This window comes from Belliella alkalica (assembly GCF_022549785.1).
GTDB lineage: Bacteria > Bacteroidota > Bacteroidia > Cytophagales > Cyclobacteriaceae > Belliella > Belliella alkalica.
On the sequence record NZ_JAKZGO010000002.1, the window covers coordinates 357,550 to 373,846 of the forward strand.

16 protein-coding genes are annotated in these 16,297 nt (G+C 35.2%); 8 read left to right on the forward strand and 8 right to left on the reverse strand.

From position 1 onward, the window contains the following. Positions 1-97: 97 nt before the first annotated feature. The 4 genes from MM213_RS03670 to MM213_RS03685 all read right to left on the reverse strand — a co-directional run bounded on the left by MM213_RS03670 (position 98) and on the right by MM213_RS03685 (position 4,016). Entirely contained in the window at positions 98-1,237 is a 1,140-nt protein-coding gene (locus tag MM213_RS03670) for a hypothetical protein (RefSeq protein ID WP_241410154.1), read from the reverse strand. Positions 1,238-1,313: 76 nt separating this feature from the next. Then, on the reverse strand, positions 1,314-2,492 hold the full coding sequence (locus MM213_RS03675; protein WP_241410155.1) for an ATP-grasp domain-containing protein: 1,179 nt from the start codon (positions 2,490-2,492) through the stop codon (positions 1,314-1,316). Positions 2,493-2,520: 28 nt separating this feature from the next. Beyond that, positions 2,521-2,949: a DUF2141 domain-containing protein gene (locus MM213_RS03680; RefSeq protein WP_241410156.1), complete on the reverse strand. Its 429-nt coding sequence runs from the start codon at positions 2,947-2,949 to the stop codon at positions 2,521-2,523. After that, on the reverse strand, positions 2,940-4,016 hold the full coding sequence (locus tag MM213_RS03685; RefSeq protein ID WP_241410157.1) for an AMP-binding protein: 1,077 nt from the start codon (positions 4,014-4,016) through the stop codon (positions 2,940-2,942). The genes MM213_RS03680 and MM213_RS03685 overlap by 10 nt, the downstream gene beginning before the upstream one ends. 95 nt (positions 4,017-4,111) lie before the next feature. On the opposite strand from MM213_RS03685, the gene MM213_RS03690 reads away from it, so the two are divergent. Together MM213_RS03690 and MM213_RS03695 are read left to right on the forward strand one after the other, a co-directional pair. Next, positions 4,112-4,951: a 1,4-dihydroxy-2-naphthoyl-CoA synthase gene (locus tag MM213_RS03690; RefSeq protein WP_241273698.1), complete on the forward strand. Its 840-nt coding sequence runs from the start codon at positions 4,112-4,114 to the stop codon at positions 4,949-4,951. Positions 4,952-5,392: 441 nt separating this feature from the next. Further along, positions 5,393-6,238 carry an alpha/beta hydrolase gene (locus MM213_RS03695; RefSeq protein ID WP_241410158.1) on the forward strand — a complete coding sequence of 282 codons (846 nt, stop codon included), beginning with the start codon at positions 5,393-5,395 and terminating at the stop codon, positions 6,236-6,238. Here the strand turns inward: MM213_RS03695 and MM213_RS03700 are convergent. Both MM213_RS03700 and MM213_RS03705 read right to left on the reverse strand, forming a co-directional pair. Further along, the gene (locus MM213_RS03700) at positions 6,235-6,894 is read right to left on the reverse strand and encodes a PAS domain S-box protein (RefSeq protein ID WP_241410159.1); all 660 of its coding nucleotides are present in this window, start codon (positions 6,892-6,894) and stop codon (positions 6,235-6,237) included. The genes MM213_RS03695 and MM213_RS03700 overlap by 4 nt on opposite strands. A gap of 203 nt (positions 6,895-7,097) precedes the next feature. Further along, positions 7,098-7,904, reverse strand: coding sequence for a universal stress protein (locus MM213_RS03705; protein WP_241410160.1), 807 nt, complete (start codon positions 7,902-7,904; stop codon positions 7,098-7,100). A 403-nt stretch (positions 7,905-8,307) separates the two neighbouring features. On the opposite strand from MM213_RS03705, the gene MM213_RS03710 reads away from it, so the two are divergent. From MM213_RS03710 to MM213_RS03725, 4 genes are all read left to right on the forward strand, one after another. Then, positions 8,308-9,756 (forward strand): MBL fold metallo-hydrolase, encoded by a 1,449-nt coding sequence (locus MM213_RS03710; protein WP_241410161.1) that lies wholly within the window; start codon positions 8,308-8,310, stop codon positions 9,754-9,756. An 80-nt stretch (positions 9,757-9,836) separates the two neighbouring features. Next, complete coding sequence (locus MM213_RS03715) at positions 9,837-10,730, forward strand: sterol desaturase family protein (RefSeq protein WP_241410162.1); 894 nt, start codon at positions 9,837-9,839, stop codon at positions 10,728-10,730. Then, entirely contained in the window at positions 10,711-10,962 is a 252-nt protein-coding gene (locus MM213_RS03720; protein ID WP_241410163.1) for a hypothetical protein, read from the forward strand. Before MM213_RS03715 ends, MM213_RS03720 begins: the two co-directional genes overlap by 20 nt. A 62-nt stretch (positions 10,963-11,024) precedes the next feature. Then, entirely contained in the window at positions 11,025-11,360 is a 336-nt protein-coding gene (locus MM213_RS03725; protein ID WP_241410164.1) for a rhodanese-like domain-containing protein, read from the forward strand. 309 nt (positions 11,361-11,669) lie between these two features. Here MM213_RS03725 and MM213_RS03730 read toward each other — a convergent pair whose 3' ends face one another. Further along, positions 11,670-11,954, reverse strand: a complete 285-nt coding sequence (locus MM213_RS03730; protein WP_241273691.1) for a TIGR03643 family protein — start codon at positions 11,952-11,954, stop codon at positions 11,670-11,672. Between the two features lie 39 nt (positions 11,955-11,993). Here MM213_RS03730 and MM213_RS03735 point away from each other — a divergent pair, with 39 nt between their 5' ends. Further along, positions 11,994-13,463 (forward strand): cryptochrome/deoxyribodipyrimidine photo-lyase family protein, encoded by a 1,470-nt coding sequence (locus MM213_RS03735; protein ID WP_241410165.1) that lies wholly within the window; start codon positions 11,994-11,996, stop codon positions 13,461-13,463. Positions 13,464-13,522: 59 nt separating this feature from the next. After that, positions 13,523-13,723: a DUF6364 family protein gene (locus tag MM213_RS03740; RefSeq protein WP_241410166.1), complete on the forward strand. Its 201-nt coding sequence runs from the start codon at positions 13,523-13,525 to the stop codon at positions 13,721-13,723. A 342-nt stretch (positions 13,724-14,065) separates the two neighbouring features. Here MM213_RS03740 and MM213_RS03745 read toward each other — a convergent pair whose 3' ends face one another. Continuing rightward, positions 14,066-16,243 (reverse strand): penicillin acylase family protein, encoded by a 2,178-nt coding sequence (locus MM213_RS03745; RefSeq protein WP_241410167.1) that lies wholly within the window; start codon positions 16,241-16,243, stop codon positions 14,066-14,068. Between the last annotated feature and the right edge of the window lie 54 nt (positions 16,244-16,297).

The following is a 16,297-nucleotide window of genomic DNA, read 5'->3' on the forward strand; positions in this document are numbered from 1 at the left end:
TCTGGAAATGGCTGTTTCATCAACTGAGACAGCCTTTTTTATTTGTTTTAAGTGCTATTGGATATTCTTGAAACTGATTTTCATTTCAATTATTTTATTATTTTTTCTCAGTCAATTTTAATTTGTAATAAGTGTTCCAGTCTTCTTCTCCTGATAATCTTTGGTTTTTCTGAACTACTATTTGTTCATCTTCTGTAAATACAGGAGTAGTGATTGATCCATAAGGTAAAGCAATATCTTCTTGAATTAACTCATGATTCGTGTCAAAAATAGCTGCATATATTGGTAAGGAACCTATAAAATCCAACCATTCAGATTCATTGTTTCGATCGTATTGCTGTACAATGTTTTCACCAACACCTTTCCTGTATAATAACACTGTTTTATTTTCAAATCCATATAGTTGTAGAATCATTGCAGGGACAATAGTTTCAAGTTTATTGTATATTTCAATTGGACTCTTAATACTCACGCTAGGGAATTTAATATGATCCTTAGGATTAAAATTGATGCTTTCTTTAAAAATCAATTCATCGCCTTTTTCTTCATAAACATTGAATTTCATTTCAGCCATTAGAGTTAGATACCATGTTTTACCTTTTTTTATGATTTTCGGATCTAATATGTAATGAAACTCTCCATCTTTATAAACAGAAGTTTCTGGTATCTTCATTTTTAATGTCGTTTCATTTGTTTTAGGATCAAGGACTTCAAGTATCGGTGAATTATAATTTCTCTTATAATATAGTTCAGGGTTTTCCCAGTCGCTAAAGTCTCTTTCTGGTCGATAGTACGCAAGATTCTTTCCTAGAGAAAAAACCGGTCTATTATAAATATGAGTAAAAAAGTAATCTCCTGGCAATGGTTGGGTTTTTATAATCTCACTTTCGTTTGAAAATTGAAGTAAACCTTTTTGATTGTCCATGACGGTGAATTCCCCTTCAAAAAAACCTTCGCCAACAGTTCTCTGTATCGCATTTGGACCATCTGTTTTAAGTTCGATTTGATTGATGATTTCGCCATCATCATCAAAAATTACAAATGTGGAAAGATCTTCACTTTTAGCTAAATACTTACCATTTTCCATATCCACCATAGCCAATTGCTGAAGGTAATCAACTCTAATAGAGTCCGTGATTTCTAATTCATAATTTGAAGAAATTGATTTTTCTCTTTTGTTATCCTGATCACAAGAAGCCAAGAAGAAAATTGAAAGTAAATAGATGAAATTTTTCATACCCAAAAGTAACTAAACGCTAGTTTTCAGATGTGTTAAGTTTTGTTACGCTGGGTATGATTTTCTTAAATTTTCTTTATTTTTCATTTAGCTTAATATACTTCCCCAGATCATCATGAAGTATATCCCTCAATTCCTTTTCATTCGCTTTGCTCGTTTCGGTAAACATAAACCCAAATACTCCAAATTTATTCAAGGGGTATTTTCTAACATGAAGTGGGTTTTCAAAATCTCTGGCAATCGCTTCGAAATCAAATGATGCGATCTCCTCTGTTTTGAATTTAGCTGCTTTATCCAAGAGAATCAGACTGTACTTTTTATCTTTTCTATTTTGGAAAATAGCTTCCCAATCAGGTCTTTTCGATTCAAAGAAATATTGATAAGAATTTACCCCATATGCAAACCAAGTCAAATCCGCCGTAGTACACCAACCTCCAAACCGCATTGGATTTACTTCTATAGGTGTGATTTTTCCATTTTTATCGACACGTATTTCAATGTGTAAGGGGAAATTTTCGATTTTTTTCTTTTCTCCAATAGCTTTGAGAAAGGCTATCAATGGATCATGAAGTTGATTGATGACTTCCTCAGAACTGTAATACCAGCGGTCACTGACATCTTTTTCGGAGATAAATACATGGTGTAAAATATTCAGGATAACAGGCTCGCCATTTTTATCGAAATAGCAATCAAAAGCATATTCTTCTCCTCGAATGTATTCCTCCAATAGAAAATCAGTGTTGTCAATCACCTCTTTTGGATAAAGGGCTTGTGTATTTTTGATTTCTTGCTGAATTTCAGCTACTGTTTGAAGCCATTCTTTTGCATCATCTACTTTGTGTACAGCAATGCTGAAGAAACCTACGGCAGGTTTTACAATCAAAGGGAATTTCAATTCTGAAACATCCAAGGATTCTAAATCACTAAATGGAACTGACTGAAAAAAGTAATCAGGGTAAATATCCTTGATCAATTGCCTGAATTTGAATTTATTTTTGAAAAGCTCAATTAAATCAGGGAATCTTGTACCACTTGCATTTCGCTGAACCCAGCTGATAGAGTTTTCCGAATTTGTATAGATAGAAGTTTCTTCATTTTCTTGAATTTGAGATTTGGCGGCTTCCTCAGAGATCCAATTGATATTTCTGTTTTTTGCCAATCCCTTGGCTTCTGCTGTTGCAACTACTGGAAATTGAAATTGCTCTATAGTTTCCAATAGAAAATCAGAAACAAATGGGTAATCTAATAAAATCATAAGGGTGAAATTTCCACTAAAAGTAATACTATTTCAACTTAATAGTGATCTGTTTTACACTTTCGGTAAGTTTAAATGACGCTTTTTCAAAACTTGGAGCACCCACAATCCCTGATGCATTGTTTGAAAAACCATAGCCATCTTTTGGAATGCCAAGCGCATTAGTTCTAAGCTTTCCGGTGTTTAGGCTATCATGAAAAAGCGAAATTGCATAAGTACCATCAGGAATGTTTTTGAAGGTATAAACAGCTTTGTTTTTTTCAATCACAATGGAAGCATTTTGAAATGCCAATTGATGTTGATCCGGAAATCCTTCGGGTCCTTTGAACAACAAAACTCTGACGACACCATCTGAATTTTTTATGTTTTCTACCGTAAGCGTCAATTCGTTATTGGCGCTTTGTTCGGGAATTGTACCTATCATGAGTAAAATCGAGAATAATAAATTCAAAAGCATAATTCAGCTGTTTTTGTTCTGTTGATTTTTCCGGAAGGTGTTTTTACAAACATTTCAAGAATGAAAATTTCCTTGGGACAATGGTACTTTTTCATCTCCTTCTTTAAAATCTCCAGCAATTCATGGACCTTATTTTCGTTGTCCTTTTTGTATTCCAAAAATAAGACCAACTTTTGACCAAGCATCTCGTCTTTTTGACCAAATACAAAGTAATTTATCTCTCCAAAAATCGGCTTGATGTATTTTTGTAACTCGGCTTCCAGCGCCTCTGCTTGAATCTTTATACCTCCAGAATTGATTGTGAAATCTGCTCTACCAATCCATCGAAATACACCATCAGCTATTATTTCAACCAAATCATTTGTTTGGAGCCTTTTTTCTATTACCATAGATGCTTCGATCCAAAGTCTGTTGGCATCATCAGTTCCAATTTTGATATTCGGCAGTGTGTGGTAGATCAATTCAGAAGCATTTATTTTTGCCAAAGCTATATGCGAAACAGTTTCTGTCATTCCGTAAGTTTGAAAGGCATTGATCCCTGCAGCCTTGATTTTTTGGATCAAGGAAAGAGAAGATGGTGTTCCACCGATGATCAAAGTTTCTATATTAGAAAGTTTCGTTGTCGATATTGATTCTTTAAGACATGCTTCCACCTGCAAAGGAACCATAGCGCAAAAGTCAATTTTTTTCTGCAGTGAAAGATCAATTAGAGGGTTGGCCTCTGGTGTGATAAGATAAATGTCTGCATCCCAGCATAGTCCTCTGACTAACATCATTTTTCCACCTATCATTTGGGTGTTTATACAAACCAACAATTTAGGAGACTTATTTATTTTAAAAAATGCTTTAGTTGCCGCAGCAGAAAGCTCCATTTGTGACCTTTTGATAATTATTGATTTTGGTTTGCCTGTAGAGCCAGAAGTGCTTATTTCAAAATCAGTTTTTCCATCAAGCCATTCTTTGCAAAACTGAAGGCTTTGTGATAAGTATTTATCATCCGGCTGCCAATTTCCAGATCGGATCTGTTCAAAAGTATAAATTTGATCTTTGAATATTACTTGTCCCATATTTTTTTGAATGTTGCAAGGTAATGCCTTTATCAAAATTCAACAAAATTCGAGCAAGCCTGTTATCTTGCATGAAAATAAAAATTAATTGAATTATGACTATCAACTGGAAAACCGCAAAAGAATACGAAGATATAACTTACAAAAAATGCGATGGTGTAGCCAGAATCGCCTTCAATCGTCCTGAAGTAAGAAATGCTTTTCGTCCAAAAACAACAAGTGAATTGTATGATGCATTTTACGATGCAATGGAGGATACGTCTATTGGTGTTGTTTTGCTTTCAGGCGAAGGACCTTCTCCAAAAGATGGTGGATATGCTTTTTGCTCTGGAGGAGATCAGCGTGCTAGGGGACATCAGGGCTATGTAGGTGAAGATGGATATCATAGGTTAAATATCCTTGAAGTTCAGCGTTTGATAAGATTTATGCCAAAAGTTGTGATTGCTGTAGTGCCAGGATGGGCAGTAGGAGGAGGACATTCACTCCATGTGGTTTGTGACTTGACATTGGCGAGCAAAGAGCATGCGATTTTCAAGCAAACCGATGCAGATGTGACGAGTTTCGATGGGGGATATGGTTCTGCTTATTTGGCAAAGATGGTTGGCCAAAAAAGAGCAAGAGAAATATTTTTTCTGGGGAGAAATTACTCTGCGCAGGAAGCATACGAAATGGGGATGGTCAATGCAGTAATTCCTCATGATGAATTGGAAGATACTGCTTATGAATGGGCTCAAGAAATACTGGCAAAATCACCTACATCTATCAAAATGCTCAAATTTGCCTTTAACCTTACAGATGATGGAATGGTTGGTCAGCAGGTTTTTGCAGGGGAAGCGACTAGGCTGGCCTACATGACTGATGAAGCAAAAGAAGGAAGAAATGCATTTCTGGAAAAAAGGAAACCTAACTTCAAAGATGTGAAGTGGATTCCGTAGTGGATTTCCTACCATTACACAAAGAGCTGGCAGGCTAAGCTTTGCGTTGAGATTAGGAAAGTGAGAAGGCGAGAGACGAGAAGTAAGAGACGAGAGACGAGAGACGAGATGCGAGAGACGAGAATATTCATTAAATAGCCAAGCGCGCACCATTATCTTGAGGCATTTGAATTGCTATCGAAGGTCGAGAAGCGAGATAGAAGCAGGGATGATATAAACTACGAAGTGCCTGTCCCGATACTGATGGTCATCGGTATCGGGAGTTAAACTTTGAATACTCGTCCGTCGTGTTGGAACCCAGGATTGTTATCCGGGGAACAAAGCCGATAAAAGAAACAACAATCCCAAAGGGTCTTTCTGAAATCTGACAGGATTTAATATTTCATTTATCAATAGAAAAAATCATTAATTCAACATCAATACTCTATAATATAAACCCTAATGAATCACCTAGAGACAACTTATACCACACATGATAATATCAAACTTTTCCTCCAAGCGTGGATGCCAGAAACTCCGCGAGCAGCTCTGCTTTTAGTTCATGGTTTGGGAGAACATAGTAGTAGATATCAGTATTTTGCGGAAATTTTGGTTGCTTCTGGAATTGCTGTCTTTACTTTTGATGGAAGAGGACATGGCAAATCTTCTAAGCCAAAGCCTACAGCCTATTTTTCTAGTCATGAAGATTATCTGAAAGATATTGATGCATTGCTAGGCAAGGTCAAAACTTTTTGTGCAGATGTTCCTTTATTTATTTTTGGACATAGTATTGGAGGAGGATTAGTAGCTAAATATTGTATTGATTATCAACCTGATTTGGCAGGGGTGATCTTAAGTTCGGCAGCCCTAAGGCCTTCTGATAATATTTCTAAATTCTTGATTAAAGTATCTTCTTTTGTAAGTTTTTTAACCCCCAAACTTAAGACTTTCAAGCTCGATAGCAGCACTATATCACATGACTTAGAAGAGGTGAGGAAATATAATGAAGACCCTTTGGTTTATTCAGATGCAATCCCAGCTAGAACAGGTCACGAGCTTCTCAGAATGATGAAAGGTATAAAATCGAACATGTTGAGATTCAAAAATCCAGTTTTATTGATTCATGGTACCGCGGACCAACTTACAGATCCCATTGGAAGTGAGGAGTTTTTCAGAAAAGTCACTGTAGAGGATAAAACTTATACCAGATACGAAGGATTATATCACGAGTTGATCAATGAATACGAAAAAGATAAAGTAATAGAAGATATTAGAAATTGGATAGATAGTAGGATTACAAAAATCTAATCATAATCTTCATCTTCTTCTGTAGAGCTTGTGATTTTTCTAATGATAAGGTCAAGCTTGTGCGCTTCTTGTAAGATATTCAAATAAAATTCTTCAATTTGGTTAGAATCAAGGTTGTTTTTTTCCATTAATAGTAGATTAACCAATCCCATTAGGTTGGCCAATGGATTTCTAACTTCATGTGATTGCATCCATGCAATTTGTTTTAGGCGTTTATTTTGATTTTCAATTTTGGCAATGTGATTCTTGGATGATGTTATGTTTTTTATCAGTAGAGTTACTCCTATCAGATGTTTTTCTTCATCAAAAACAGGGTAAAAGATAAACTCAAACCAAATTTTTTCTGAAGATAAAACTTCAATTTCCTTTTCAAATCTATTGTTTTCTCCTTTTAATGCTTTGTTGAAGTTTTTAATGAATTCTTCTTGCACATCTGTAGAAACGTAATTTCTGAAATCATTTCCTTCAACCAATATTTTCTTATGGAATTTTTTACAATTTTCATATGCAATATTATTAAATGCTAAGATTTTGCACTCTAGATTAATTAAAACAATATAATCTGGAGTGCTGTCTAATATAGCCCTTAGCTTAGTATTAGATTCTTTGAGTTTATCTCTAGAACTAAGTTCTTCGATGTTTTCTTCTTCATTCATAAAAGTGGCTAGATGTGGTCCCTGTAAGATCACCAATTCATGTTTTTGACAAGCTACAGATTACAAAATTAACCAAGTTGAAATTATAAACATCAACAAATACAATATAAAAATAAGATACAATTGTCTTATTCCTAAATACAAAAAGACTTTTATGAAATGATAATAGTTAAGTATGAACTAATTTGATAAATCAAATTTCGCTATTTTAGTACTAATAATGGTACGGAGCTATGGTATGCCATAGCTATAGAATCACTAGCATTGAACATATATTCAAAGAATGATTTTTTCTTATAAAACATAACCAGCATGCTATCTGGTTTTTCATTTAATTGTTCTGAAATCCCGTCCAATACACTTTTCGCACTACGTTGTTCTGCATTAAAAATTATGTCGGGAAATTCATTTTTAAAATTTTCCTGAAATTCATTAAGAGAGCTAACACCTTCATTTTCCTCAGTTAATTTCAAGTTGAAAAAATGATAATTTAACCCAAGAGAAGAAGTCAAACCAACAAGTTTTTTTAAAAAAGGCTTTTCTTTTCCATCCAGTTCTAAGCCTACTATAATTTCTTTTATTGTAGCCAATTTCGATTTTGCAGGAATCGCAAGAACTGGAACTTGACTATCTTTGATCACATGGGCTGTATTTGAACCTATCAAATTCTTTTTTATACCTGAAGCACCTTGAGTCCCCATCACTATAAGGGTGTAATCTTCTCTGTATGCCTTTGAAGTTACTGCTGTAGCTACCGTACCTTGCACTATTTGGTAATCAATGAATATTCCTTCATTCTTAGCTTGCTCTACGGCTTTTTGCATGGCTTTTTTTGAGTCTGATTCTATTGTTTCTACTATTTCTATTGCATGTGCAGCAAAATCATACACAGCATAATAGGCAAACAAAAGTGTGATTTGGACATCTTTTCTGCCGGTGCTAATCTTTTTTGCAAAGCTTAGTGCATTATTGGCGTTTTCGGAAAAATCGGTAGGGACTAAGATCTTCATAATTGCTGGTCGTTAAGTTTCTAATTTAAGAAGATTTAAAGCGAATCAGCAGAAGAAGGTCTCTTTTTTCTTTTAAGAAATTGTTAAATGTTATCTAAATGAATGTAACTTAAATCACATCTAATGGAAATTAAATTACCTAGTTTTGACATGGAAATTTGGATTTCAAAATTTGAATATATGTCTATTTTAATTATTGGCAATTACTGTAGTATATGAATTTTCACGAAAACATTCTGAAATCGTCGACGGTAGACTATCGATAGCAGCTGAATTCAAAATATTCATTTACAGCATCGTAGAGTAGTAATTGCTATGTGTTATTCTGACAAAAAAATTCTAGTCTGGCAACTATTAGAACAAGACTTTTGTAATCAATATGACCTTTGAAATAAATAAACAGATGAAACAATATTTCTTTTTTCTATTATTAGTAACCATAAGTACTGCTTCTGTATTATCAGCATATGGACAATTTAAAGATCTTGTACCTGGAAGAAGTCCACTAAAATCAGAAATTAAGCAGTTTGAAGACGATGGGTTGGCACATTTTAGTTATGCAATATACTCTGATGGAAATATTATATTGGTAGATCCGGGGAGAAATCCTCAGCAGTATTATGATTATACCAATGAAAAAGATGCTAAGATAATTGGGGTAATTGAAACACACCCTCATGCTGATTTTGTAAGTTCTCATTTAGAGATAAATAAAACTACCCGAGCCCCAATTTATATAAGTAAACTTGTCAATGTACAATATGATTTTATTCCATTTGATGAGGGAAGTGATATTGAATTAGCAGATGGTGTTTTGCTTAGAGCATTGTTTACCCCAGGTCATTCTCCTGACGGTATTTCTGTGGTACTCGAAGAGGATGGTGTAGATATAGCAGTTTTTACAGGAGATACGATGTTTATTGGAGATGTAGGAAGACCTGATTTGAGAGAAGAAGCTGGAAGTATCCAAAGCCAAAGAATTGATTTGGCAAAAATGATGTATCACAGCTTGAGGGAAAAACTTATGACCTTGGACGATTCAGTTTTGGTGTATCCAGCACATGGCGCTGGGTCACTCTGTGGAAAATCTTTGAGTCAAGAAAAAGCGAGTACAATAGGTCAAGAAAAGCTCTCTAACTATGCGCTTCAAACAATGACTGAAGATGAATTTGTGTCAGTTTTGCTCGAAGATCAGCCATTTATTCCTCAGTATTTCCCATACAATGTAGAAGTAAATAGAGTGGGTGCAGAAAACTATGAAATAGCAAAATCTACTGTCAAATTGTTACCAAAAAACTCAGCGACTGAGGATGGAGTAATCATCATAGACGGAAGAGATCAAAGGGATTTTAAATCTAGCCATATTTCAGGCGCGATAAATATCATGAATGGGGCAAAGTTTGAAACTTGGCTTGGAAGTACAGTTGCACCAATGAAAACTTTTTATCTAGTGGCTTCTTCAGAAGATGCTTTGCAAGACATGATTTCAAAAACAACCAAAATTGGCTATGAAAGCTTTATTGAGGGTGCATTTATTTACACTGATAGTGATGGAGATCAAATGACTATTTTTGATAAAGAGGCTTTTGATACAAATAGAGATGACTATATAATTTTGGATGTAAGGAATATAAGCGAAGTGAACCAAAATAAGGTGTTTGAAAACGCTATAAATATTCCGCTCCCTGAATTGATACAAAGAGCACATGAACTTCCTAAAGACAAACCTATTGTGGTACATTGTGGCACAGGATATAGATCTGCAATAGGAAGTAGCATAGTTCATCAAAAACTAGATGGGGTCAAAGTGATTGATATGGGAGCAGCAATTAATGAGTATAACCAAAAATAAAAATCCATCAACTAATCTTTTCACCTGTTTTTGGTCATCAAATCAAAAAGTCTATTGGCTTCCGAAAATATATAGAAAGCATGCAAAAATATATTGACATCATCTATAATGCTTACTTTGGGTATTTTGATTACCTCAAAAATGAAATTCTGTATCCGTCATTTTTGAATTATTTCTGGTGGCTATTTGGTTTATCTGTGTTTGTTTGGTTATTGGAGATTTTTTTTCCTTGGAGAGAAAACCAATCGATTCTGAGAAAAGATTTTTGGTTGGACGGTTTTTACATGTTTTTTAATTTCTTTTTATTCTCTTTGATTGCATACAATGCAATATCTAATGTTGCGGTGGAATTATTCAATGATCTATTAGGCTCACTTGGTGTAGAGAATATTGTTGCTATTCAAGTAGAGTCTTGGCCTACTTGGGTACAATTTTTACTTTTGTTTGTTGTTGCAGATTTTATGCAGTGGAATGTCCATAGAGCTTTGCACAAGTATCCAGCACTTTGGGAATTTCATAAAGTGCATCATTCTGTAGAAGAAATGGGTTTTGCTGCGCATCTTAGGTTTCATTGGATGGAAACCATCATTTACAAAACTGTACAGTACATTCCTTTGGCAATGATTGGATTTGGACTAATCGATTTTTTTATCGTCCATATATTCACAACTGCTATTGGGCACTTGAATCATGCTAACCTCAGGATTACTTACGGTCCACTAAAGTTCGTTTTCAATAATCCAGTCATGCATATTTGGCATCATGCTAAGCACCTCCCAAAAGGTTTAAATGGAGTGAATTATGGCTTGACTCTTAGTGTTTGGGATTATCTTTTTGGTACTGCTTATATACCAAATGAAGGAAAAAATGAAGCGTTGGGATTTGAGGGGATGGAGAGCTTCCCTAAAACATTTTGGTATCAGACAATTTATCCATTTCACACAAAAAAAAATAATGAAAACATCTCTCAATAGTTGGAAATTTGTCGCAATACTTTGCTTAACACTTGGTTTGGCTCCGTTTTTTCCAGAACCACATATTTTTGGTAAAGTAAGGTGGATCCTAGGAGGAGCTAATGGTATGGAAGCATTGGATTGGATTGATTTTTTCTTTCATGGACTACCATTCTTTTTATTGTTTCGGTTGATTATCAATAGGTTTAGAAAGTTTGCTGCCAAAAAATATGATGCTAATCTAGGTAAGTGACAGTTGTTACTTTATGATAGTTTGGTTAAGCGTATTTTTGATTAAATAAAACTTATAGAAACATGTTTAATTTCTTTAAATCAAAGCCGAAATTATATTCAGATTTGAATTCTGATGAATTTAAAAAAGGATTGTCTAATTCAGATGCTGTCATAATTGATGTGAGGACAGCCAGCGAATTTCAATCAGGTAAAATCAAAGGTGCTCGAAACATTGATATCATGGGGCCGGGATTCTTAAATCAAATCAAAAATCTACCTAAAGACAAAAAGTACTATCTCTACTGTAGAAGTGGGAATAGAAGTGGTCAGGCCTGTGAAGTAATGACAGAAAATGGTTTTGAGAATGTCTATAATTTATCTTCCGGTATTTCTGGATGGCCATATGATATAGCCTAACTTAAAGTGTTTATAATAGATATGCTATCCTTAGTTTAGGAAAATTAATATCTAGGAGAAAGGTAAAGAACTAGTTGTTTTTACCTTTTTTTGATTTTAAAAAAGTGTAACCATCTATTCAGTTGTATGTAGCCAGAAAATATCTTGTTGTAAATATAATTTGAATTTCAGTAGACTGCCATACGAGACACGTGTATTTACTATTTTTAAACTGCTGCTGATAGCTTGTGTTGATTAACAGCAATATTCAATTTTTCTTCATACTGAACTTACAAAATGGCGGATATTCCTATTGATTTAACATCACCTTCATCTTTTGCTAATTTTGTTGAGTGTGATCGTTCTTTGTTGGGCACATTTGAAGTGATTTACATCTTCAGGTGATTTTGAGGCATGTTTTGTTTTTCTTCCTTGTACCCTTGCGCGCCACATCCTGAATGAGCTTGGTTTCATTTCTCGACGCATGATGTTTATCACATCTTTTTCGACAATACCAAATTGTCTTTCAATAGCATCAAAAGAGGTTCGATCTTCCCAGGCCATTTCTATGATTCTATCGATGTCAGTTTCTTCTAAATTTGAAAATTTGTTCATAATAAAAAAACTTTGATCAGTCACAAATGTTTTCAGATCATGCAAGAAGTAAATGTTGTATGGTTCAAGCGTGACTTACGGCTTAGAGATCACGAGCCATTGAAAAAAGCGATTGATGCTGGTTTGCCCATCATCATGGTTTATTTCTTTGAACCTGAACTGATAGTTGCGCCACAAAGTGATGACAGACATTGGAGATTTGTTTATCAAAGCTTGCAGGATTTGAACCATCAACTTGAAATTTATGACACCCAGATTCATGTATATCTGATGAATCCAGTTGATTTTTTTGAAAAATTGAATTTGTTTTATCAAGTAAAATCTGTTTTTTCACATACAGAGACAGGTATCAAAGTTACTTTTGAAAGAGACTTAAGAATTAAAAAACTCTTTCAAAAAATTGGGATCAAATGGATAGAATTTGCTCAGCAAGGGGTAAAAAGAGGTCGAAAAAGTAGGACAAATTGGTCTCAAGATTGGTATGTAATGATGAATCTACCTACACAAGACCCTGACTTGAAGAGGGCAATATTTTATACACTTTCCAAAAAGATAGAAGAGAAGTTGCTTTCCGAAATGTTACCTGAATCTTGGAAGATAATCAATCCTTTGATGCAAAAAGGAGGAGAGCGTATTGGATACAAATATCTTCATTCATTTTTTCTAGAAAGAGTAAAAAATTACAATAAGCATATTTCCAAACCTGAACTAAGCAGAAAGGGCTGTAGCAGGCTTTCGCCATATCTTGCTTGGGGAAATCTTTCCATTAGACAAGTTTATCAAACCGCAGAAGCGAAAAAGAAAGAAGGGTTTCAAGTTAGAAATCTCACTAACTTTCAATCTAGGTTAAGGTGGCATTGCCATTTTATCCAAAAATTTGAGATGGAATGTAGGATGGAGAAGGAACATGTCAATATAGGTTTTGAAATTATGCAAAAACCTTTGGATACTGAAAAAGTAAAAGCATGGGAGGAGGGTAGGACTGGCTTTCCCCTTGTGGATGCTTGCATTAGGTGCTTGAGAGAAACGGGCTATTTAAATTTCAGAATGAGGGCAATGGTTGTATCATTTTTGACGCATCATCTTTTTCAAGATTGGAGGGTTGGAAAGGATTTTCTTGCAAGGCAGTTTCTGGATTTCGAGCCGGGAATTCATTACCCACAGCTTCAGATGCAAGCGGGGGTGACTGGTATCAATACTGTTAGAATTTACAATCCAGTCAAGCAATCTGAAGATCATGATGCTGATGCTATATTTATCAAAAAATGGGTTCCAGAATTGCTGAAAGTACCAGTTTCATTGATTCATGAACCTTGGAAAATAACCCAGATTGAGCAGGAAATGATGGGGTTTAGATTGGGTGAAGACTATCCATTTCCAATCGTTGACTTAGAAAAGTCAGGAAAATTTGCCAGAGATCAAATTTGGCAAGCTCAAAAACATCCAGCCGTAATTGAGGAAGCCAACAGAGTTTTGAATTTTCATACGGTTCCAAATCGATGGCCTTGAGTTTTTGATTTTAAATTATTGCACGCATACTGTTGTGAAAATTTTTAATATTGATACTTATGTCTAAATTAACTTTAAGTATTGACAATCAGGAACTAATCGAGTGGGCTAAGTCATTTGCAAAAGCTAACAATACCAGTGTGAGTTCATTGGTGGAGAAATATCTGCTTTCATTGAAAAAATTTAATGAAAGAGAATTGATTCTATCGGATAAAATAAAATCACCCAAAGATACGGGTCTGAGACCTAGTGTAAAATAATATGCTAGTTCTAAAATTGCATCAAATAGGGCGAATGCCTATCTAGAATTATTAGAAATTGGTAGTTTTGAACCTGAAACTCTCAAGGGAATTTCTTACAATTTTTGGCCAGATTATGAAGATGGATTGCAATATGCATCTGCAATGAGCTGCAAGCCAGAGGTAATCATAAAAACTAACTCAAATGATTTTTTCGCTTCAAAATTAGAAGTTATCGATCCACTAATTTTTATTCTTCAAAGGGGGATAGAATAAATTTTAAACAGATCAGATCTGGGGCGCAAAAGCCCGTCCCCAATAACTTAATCAACCAATCTCCAAATATCTCAATCAACTCTTAACTCATTTAACTTTCCCTGGTTTATAAATTTCTCTCGCATTTTTCATAACATCTTCTTTGTAAAAGTTTACATCTTTAAAAATCCCCTTGCTGTACATTTCTGCTTGGTCTACAAAGTGCGGGGAAAATGGATTTCCACTTTGACCACCTGCTAGAAGAGATTTTGCTTTTACTTTTTCGCCAAATTCTACGGCAGCCACAAAGCTATTGCCGACGTTTCCGTACCATTTTTTGGTGTTTGGGTAAGCTCTACTGCCATAAGCGGCAAGTGAACCCCACAAGGAAGAGTTGTATCCAATAGGCAAGCTAGGCAATTCATCATAAAATTTGCCCTGTATATCATTATTTACACGCTGGAATCGGTTGATTTCTCCCCATGGCGTATTCCATGTTCCGAAGTTTTCATTTAGTTTTTCCAAAGCCTTTTCAAATGCATTTAGCTTTTGTTCATTGTCTGTTTCACTTGCCAAAAAATCAAAAATGTAAGTGTCCCATGATTTTTCCATTTTTCGACCTTCTGCCATCATTTGATTTCCCCAAAAGACAGCCAAAGAAGTTCCAACAGAATTGATGCCTGTTTTCAAATCCCAATTAGCTAAAACCGAAAGAGGCTCTTTCAACTCTTTTTTTCTTTTGTCATTGTCGGGTAAGTTTTCAAATGCTCTTACCAAAGTAGGAATCATTGGTTCGAATGCGATCAATGTTGGCTCATAAGCGACATCTGTGATCAAACTTTCTAGGGTAAGGTTGTTTAAATCAGAAAGAATCCTCACAGCATTTAATCCCCTTGCATTTTCAGTATCCCAAGCGATGTAAGCAGGATAATCTTCCCGTTTTGGACTATCTTTACCCAAAGCATTGAAAGGGTCAGAATTACAATGCTGAATCCAACCATTTTCTGGGTTTTTGATATAGAGCATTTCTTCTACTTCGTGAAGACCTTTCCAATCTGTTGCGGGATTACTACCATCAACCACATTTCGCCAATCAAATTTGGGGTCTCTTATCGGAATGAAATTACCATGATAATAAGCGATTGTTCCATCCCTGTCTGCATACACAGTGCTGTTCGAAGAATTTGTTTTGAGATCCATGTTGGCATGAAACTCAGCATGGTTTTTTGTTTTGGTTCTTTTGTATGATTGGGTAAGGGCTTTTTCTCTTTCTACCATCAAAGCTATCGCAATCCATTTTCCATCCTCTTCACGAATTACAGGTCCATGATGGGAATAAAATGCTGTAAACTCCTGCTCAAGCATTTGATCATTTTCTTTGTATTTGACAGTGATCTTTTTTTCTGTCAAGGGTCTCCATTTATTTCCAAATTTATAGTGGTATTTCCCTTTTCGATTCTCTACAGTCAAGGCAAAATGGTCGATAGCATCAGCTTTTGCTGATGTATGCATCCAGCCATTGTATTCATTGAATCCTTGATATACAAAAAATTGACCCCAAGTCACAGCTCCATAAGCATTGAGCCCCTCATCGCTGACTACGTGTACCTCTGGGCGAAAGTAAAAGGAAGTATGTGGGTTGATCATCAAAAGGGCTTTTCCATTTTGTGTCAACTTTGGTGCAATTGCAAAACCATTGGAGCCACGAGGTTCTTCTTCCCAATCCCTTTCAACATAAGATAAATAAGCATGGGATTTTTCACCATAAAATAACTTCAAACCATTTGGTGAAATGGTCTCAATATCACCACCGATACTTCCTTCACTAAAAGTGAGAGCCATCCAAGGTTCGAATTTTGTCAAAAGCTTTGGTTGAACTTCAGGGTGGGTGTGGAGGAAGTAATTGATTCCTGCTGCCCAAGCATCCATTAGATCTTTAAGCCATTGTGGGCTATTTTCATATTCTTTTTTGACCACCTCCGGGTCAATGTAAAGCTTCATTCTCAGGTCAACATAAAGCTGCGAAATACCTTCTACCTCAGCCATTCTTCCCATGGCATTAATGAAATTTGTTTCTACCCGGTTGAAATCGTCTTCACATTGGGCATATATCATCCCAAACACAGCATCAGCATCTGTCTTACCATAAATATGGGGAACTCCCCATTGATCCCTTATGATTTTGGAGTTTTGGGCATAAGTTTCCCAATGTTGTGTTTCGTTTTGGGCAATAGATGGGATACAAAGTGAAAATGCAAAAAGTAATAAGTAGAGTTGTTTGTTCATGATTTTTAAATTCAGATTTCAATCTTCAGGACTATTTGGGTTTGTTTTAGATTT

Bases quoted from the DNA above. Each gene is read 5' to 3' on its own strand.
- MM213_RS03670 (WP_241410154.1), bottom strand. From the start codon at position 1,237: ATGAAAAATTTCATCTATTTACTTTCAATTTTCTTCTTGGCTTCTTGT.
- MM213_RS03675 (WP_241410155.1), bottom strand. From the start codon at position 2,492: ATGATTTTATTAGATTACCCATTTGTTTCTGATTTTCTATTGGAAACT.
- MM213_RS03680 (WP_241410156.1), bottom strand. From the start codon at position 2,949: ATGCTTTTGAATTTATTATTCTCGATTTTACTCATGATAGGTACAATT.
- MM213_RS03685 (WP_241410157.1), bottom strand. From the start codon at position 4,016: ATGGGACAAGTAATATTCAAAGATCAAATTTATACTTTTGAACAGATC.
- MM213_RS03690 (WP_241273698.1), top strand. From the start codon at position 4,112: ATGACTATCAACTGGAAAACCGCAAAAGAATACGAAGATATAACTTAC.
- MM213_RS03695 (WP_241410158.1), top strand. From the start codon at position 5,393: ATGAATCACCTAGAGACAACTTATACCACACATGATAATATCAAACTT.
- MM213_RS03700 (WP_241410159.1), bottom strand. From the start codon at position 6,894: ATGAATGAAGAAGAAAACATCGAAGAACTTAGTTCTAGAGATAAACTC.
- MM213_RS03705 (WP_241410160.1), bottom strand. From the start codon at position 7,904: ATGAAGATCTTAGTCCCTACCGATTTTTCCGAAAACGCCAATAATGCA.
- MM213_RS03710 (WP_241410161.1), top strand. From the start codon at position 8,308: ATGAAACAATATTTCTTTTTTCTATTATTAGTAACCATAAGTACTGCT.
- MM213_RS03715 (WP_241410162.1), top strand. From the start codon at position 9,837: ATGCAAAAATATATTGACATCATCTATAATGCTTACTTTGGGTATTTT.
- MM213_RS03720 (WP_241410163.1), top strand. From the start codon at position 10,711: ATGAAAACATCTCTCAATAGTTGGAAATTTGTCGCAATACTTTGCTTA.
- MM213_RS03725 (WP_241410164.1), top strand. From the start codon at position 11,025: ATGTTTAATTTCTTTAAATCAAAGCCGAAATTATATTCAGATTTGAAT.
- MM213_RS03730 (WP_241273691.1), bottom strand. From the start codon at position 11,954: ATGAACAAATTTTCAAATTTAGAAGAAACTGACATCGATAGAATCATA.
- MM213_RS03735 (WP_241410165.1), top strand. From the start codon at position 11,994: ATGCAAGAAGTAAATGTTGTATGGTTCAAGCGTGACTTACGGCTTAGA.
- MM213_RS03740 (WP_241410166.1), top strand. From the start codon at position 13,523: ATGTCTAAATTAACTTTAAGTATTGACAATCAGGAACTAATCGAGTGG.
- MM213_RS03745 (WP_241410167.1), bottom strand. From the start codon at position 16,243: ATGAACAAACAACTCTACTTATTACTTTTTGCATTTTCACTTTGTATC.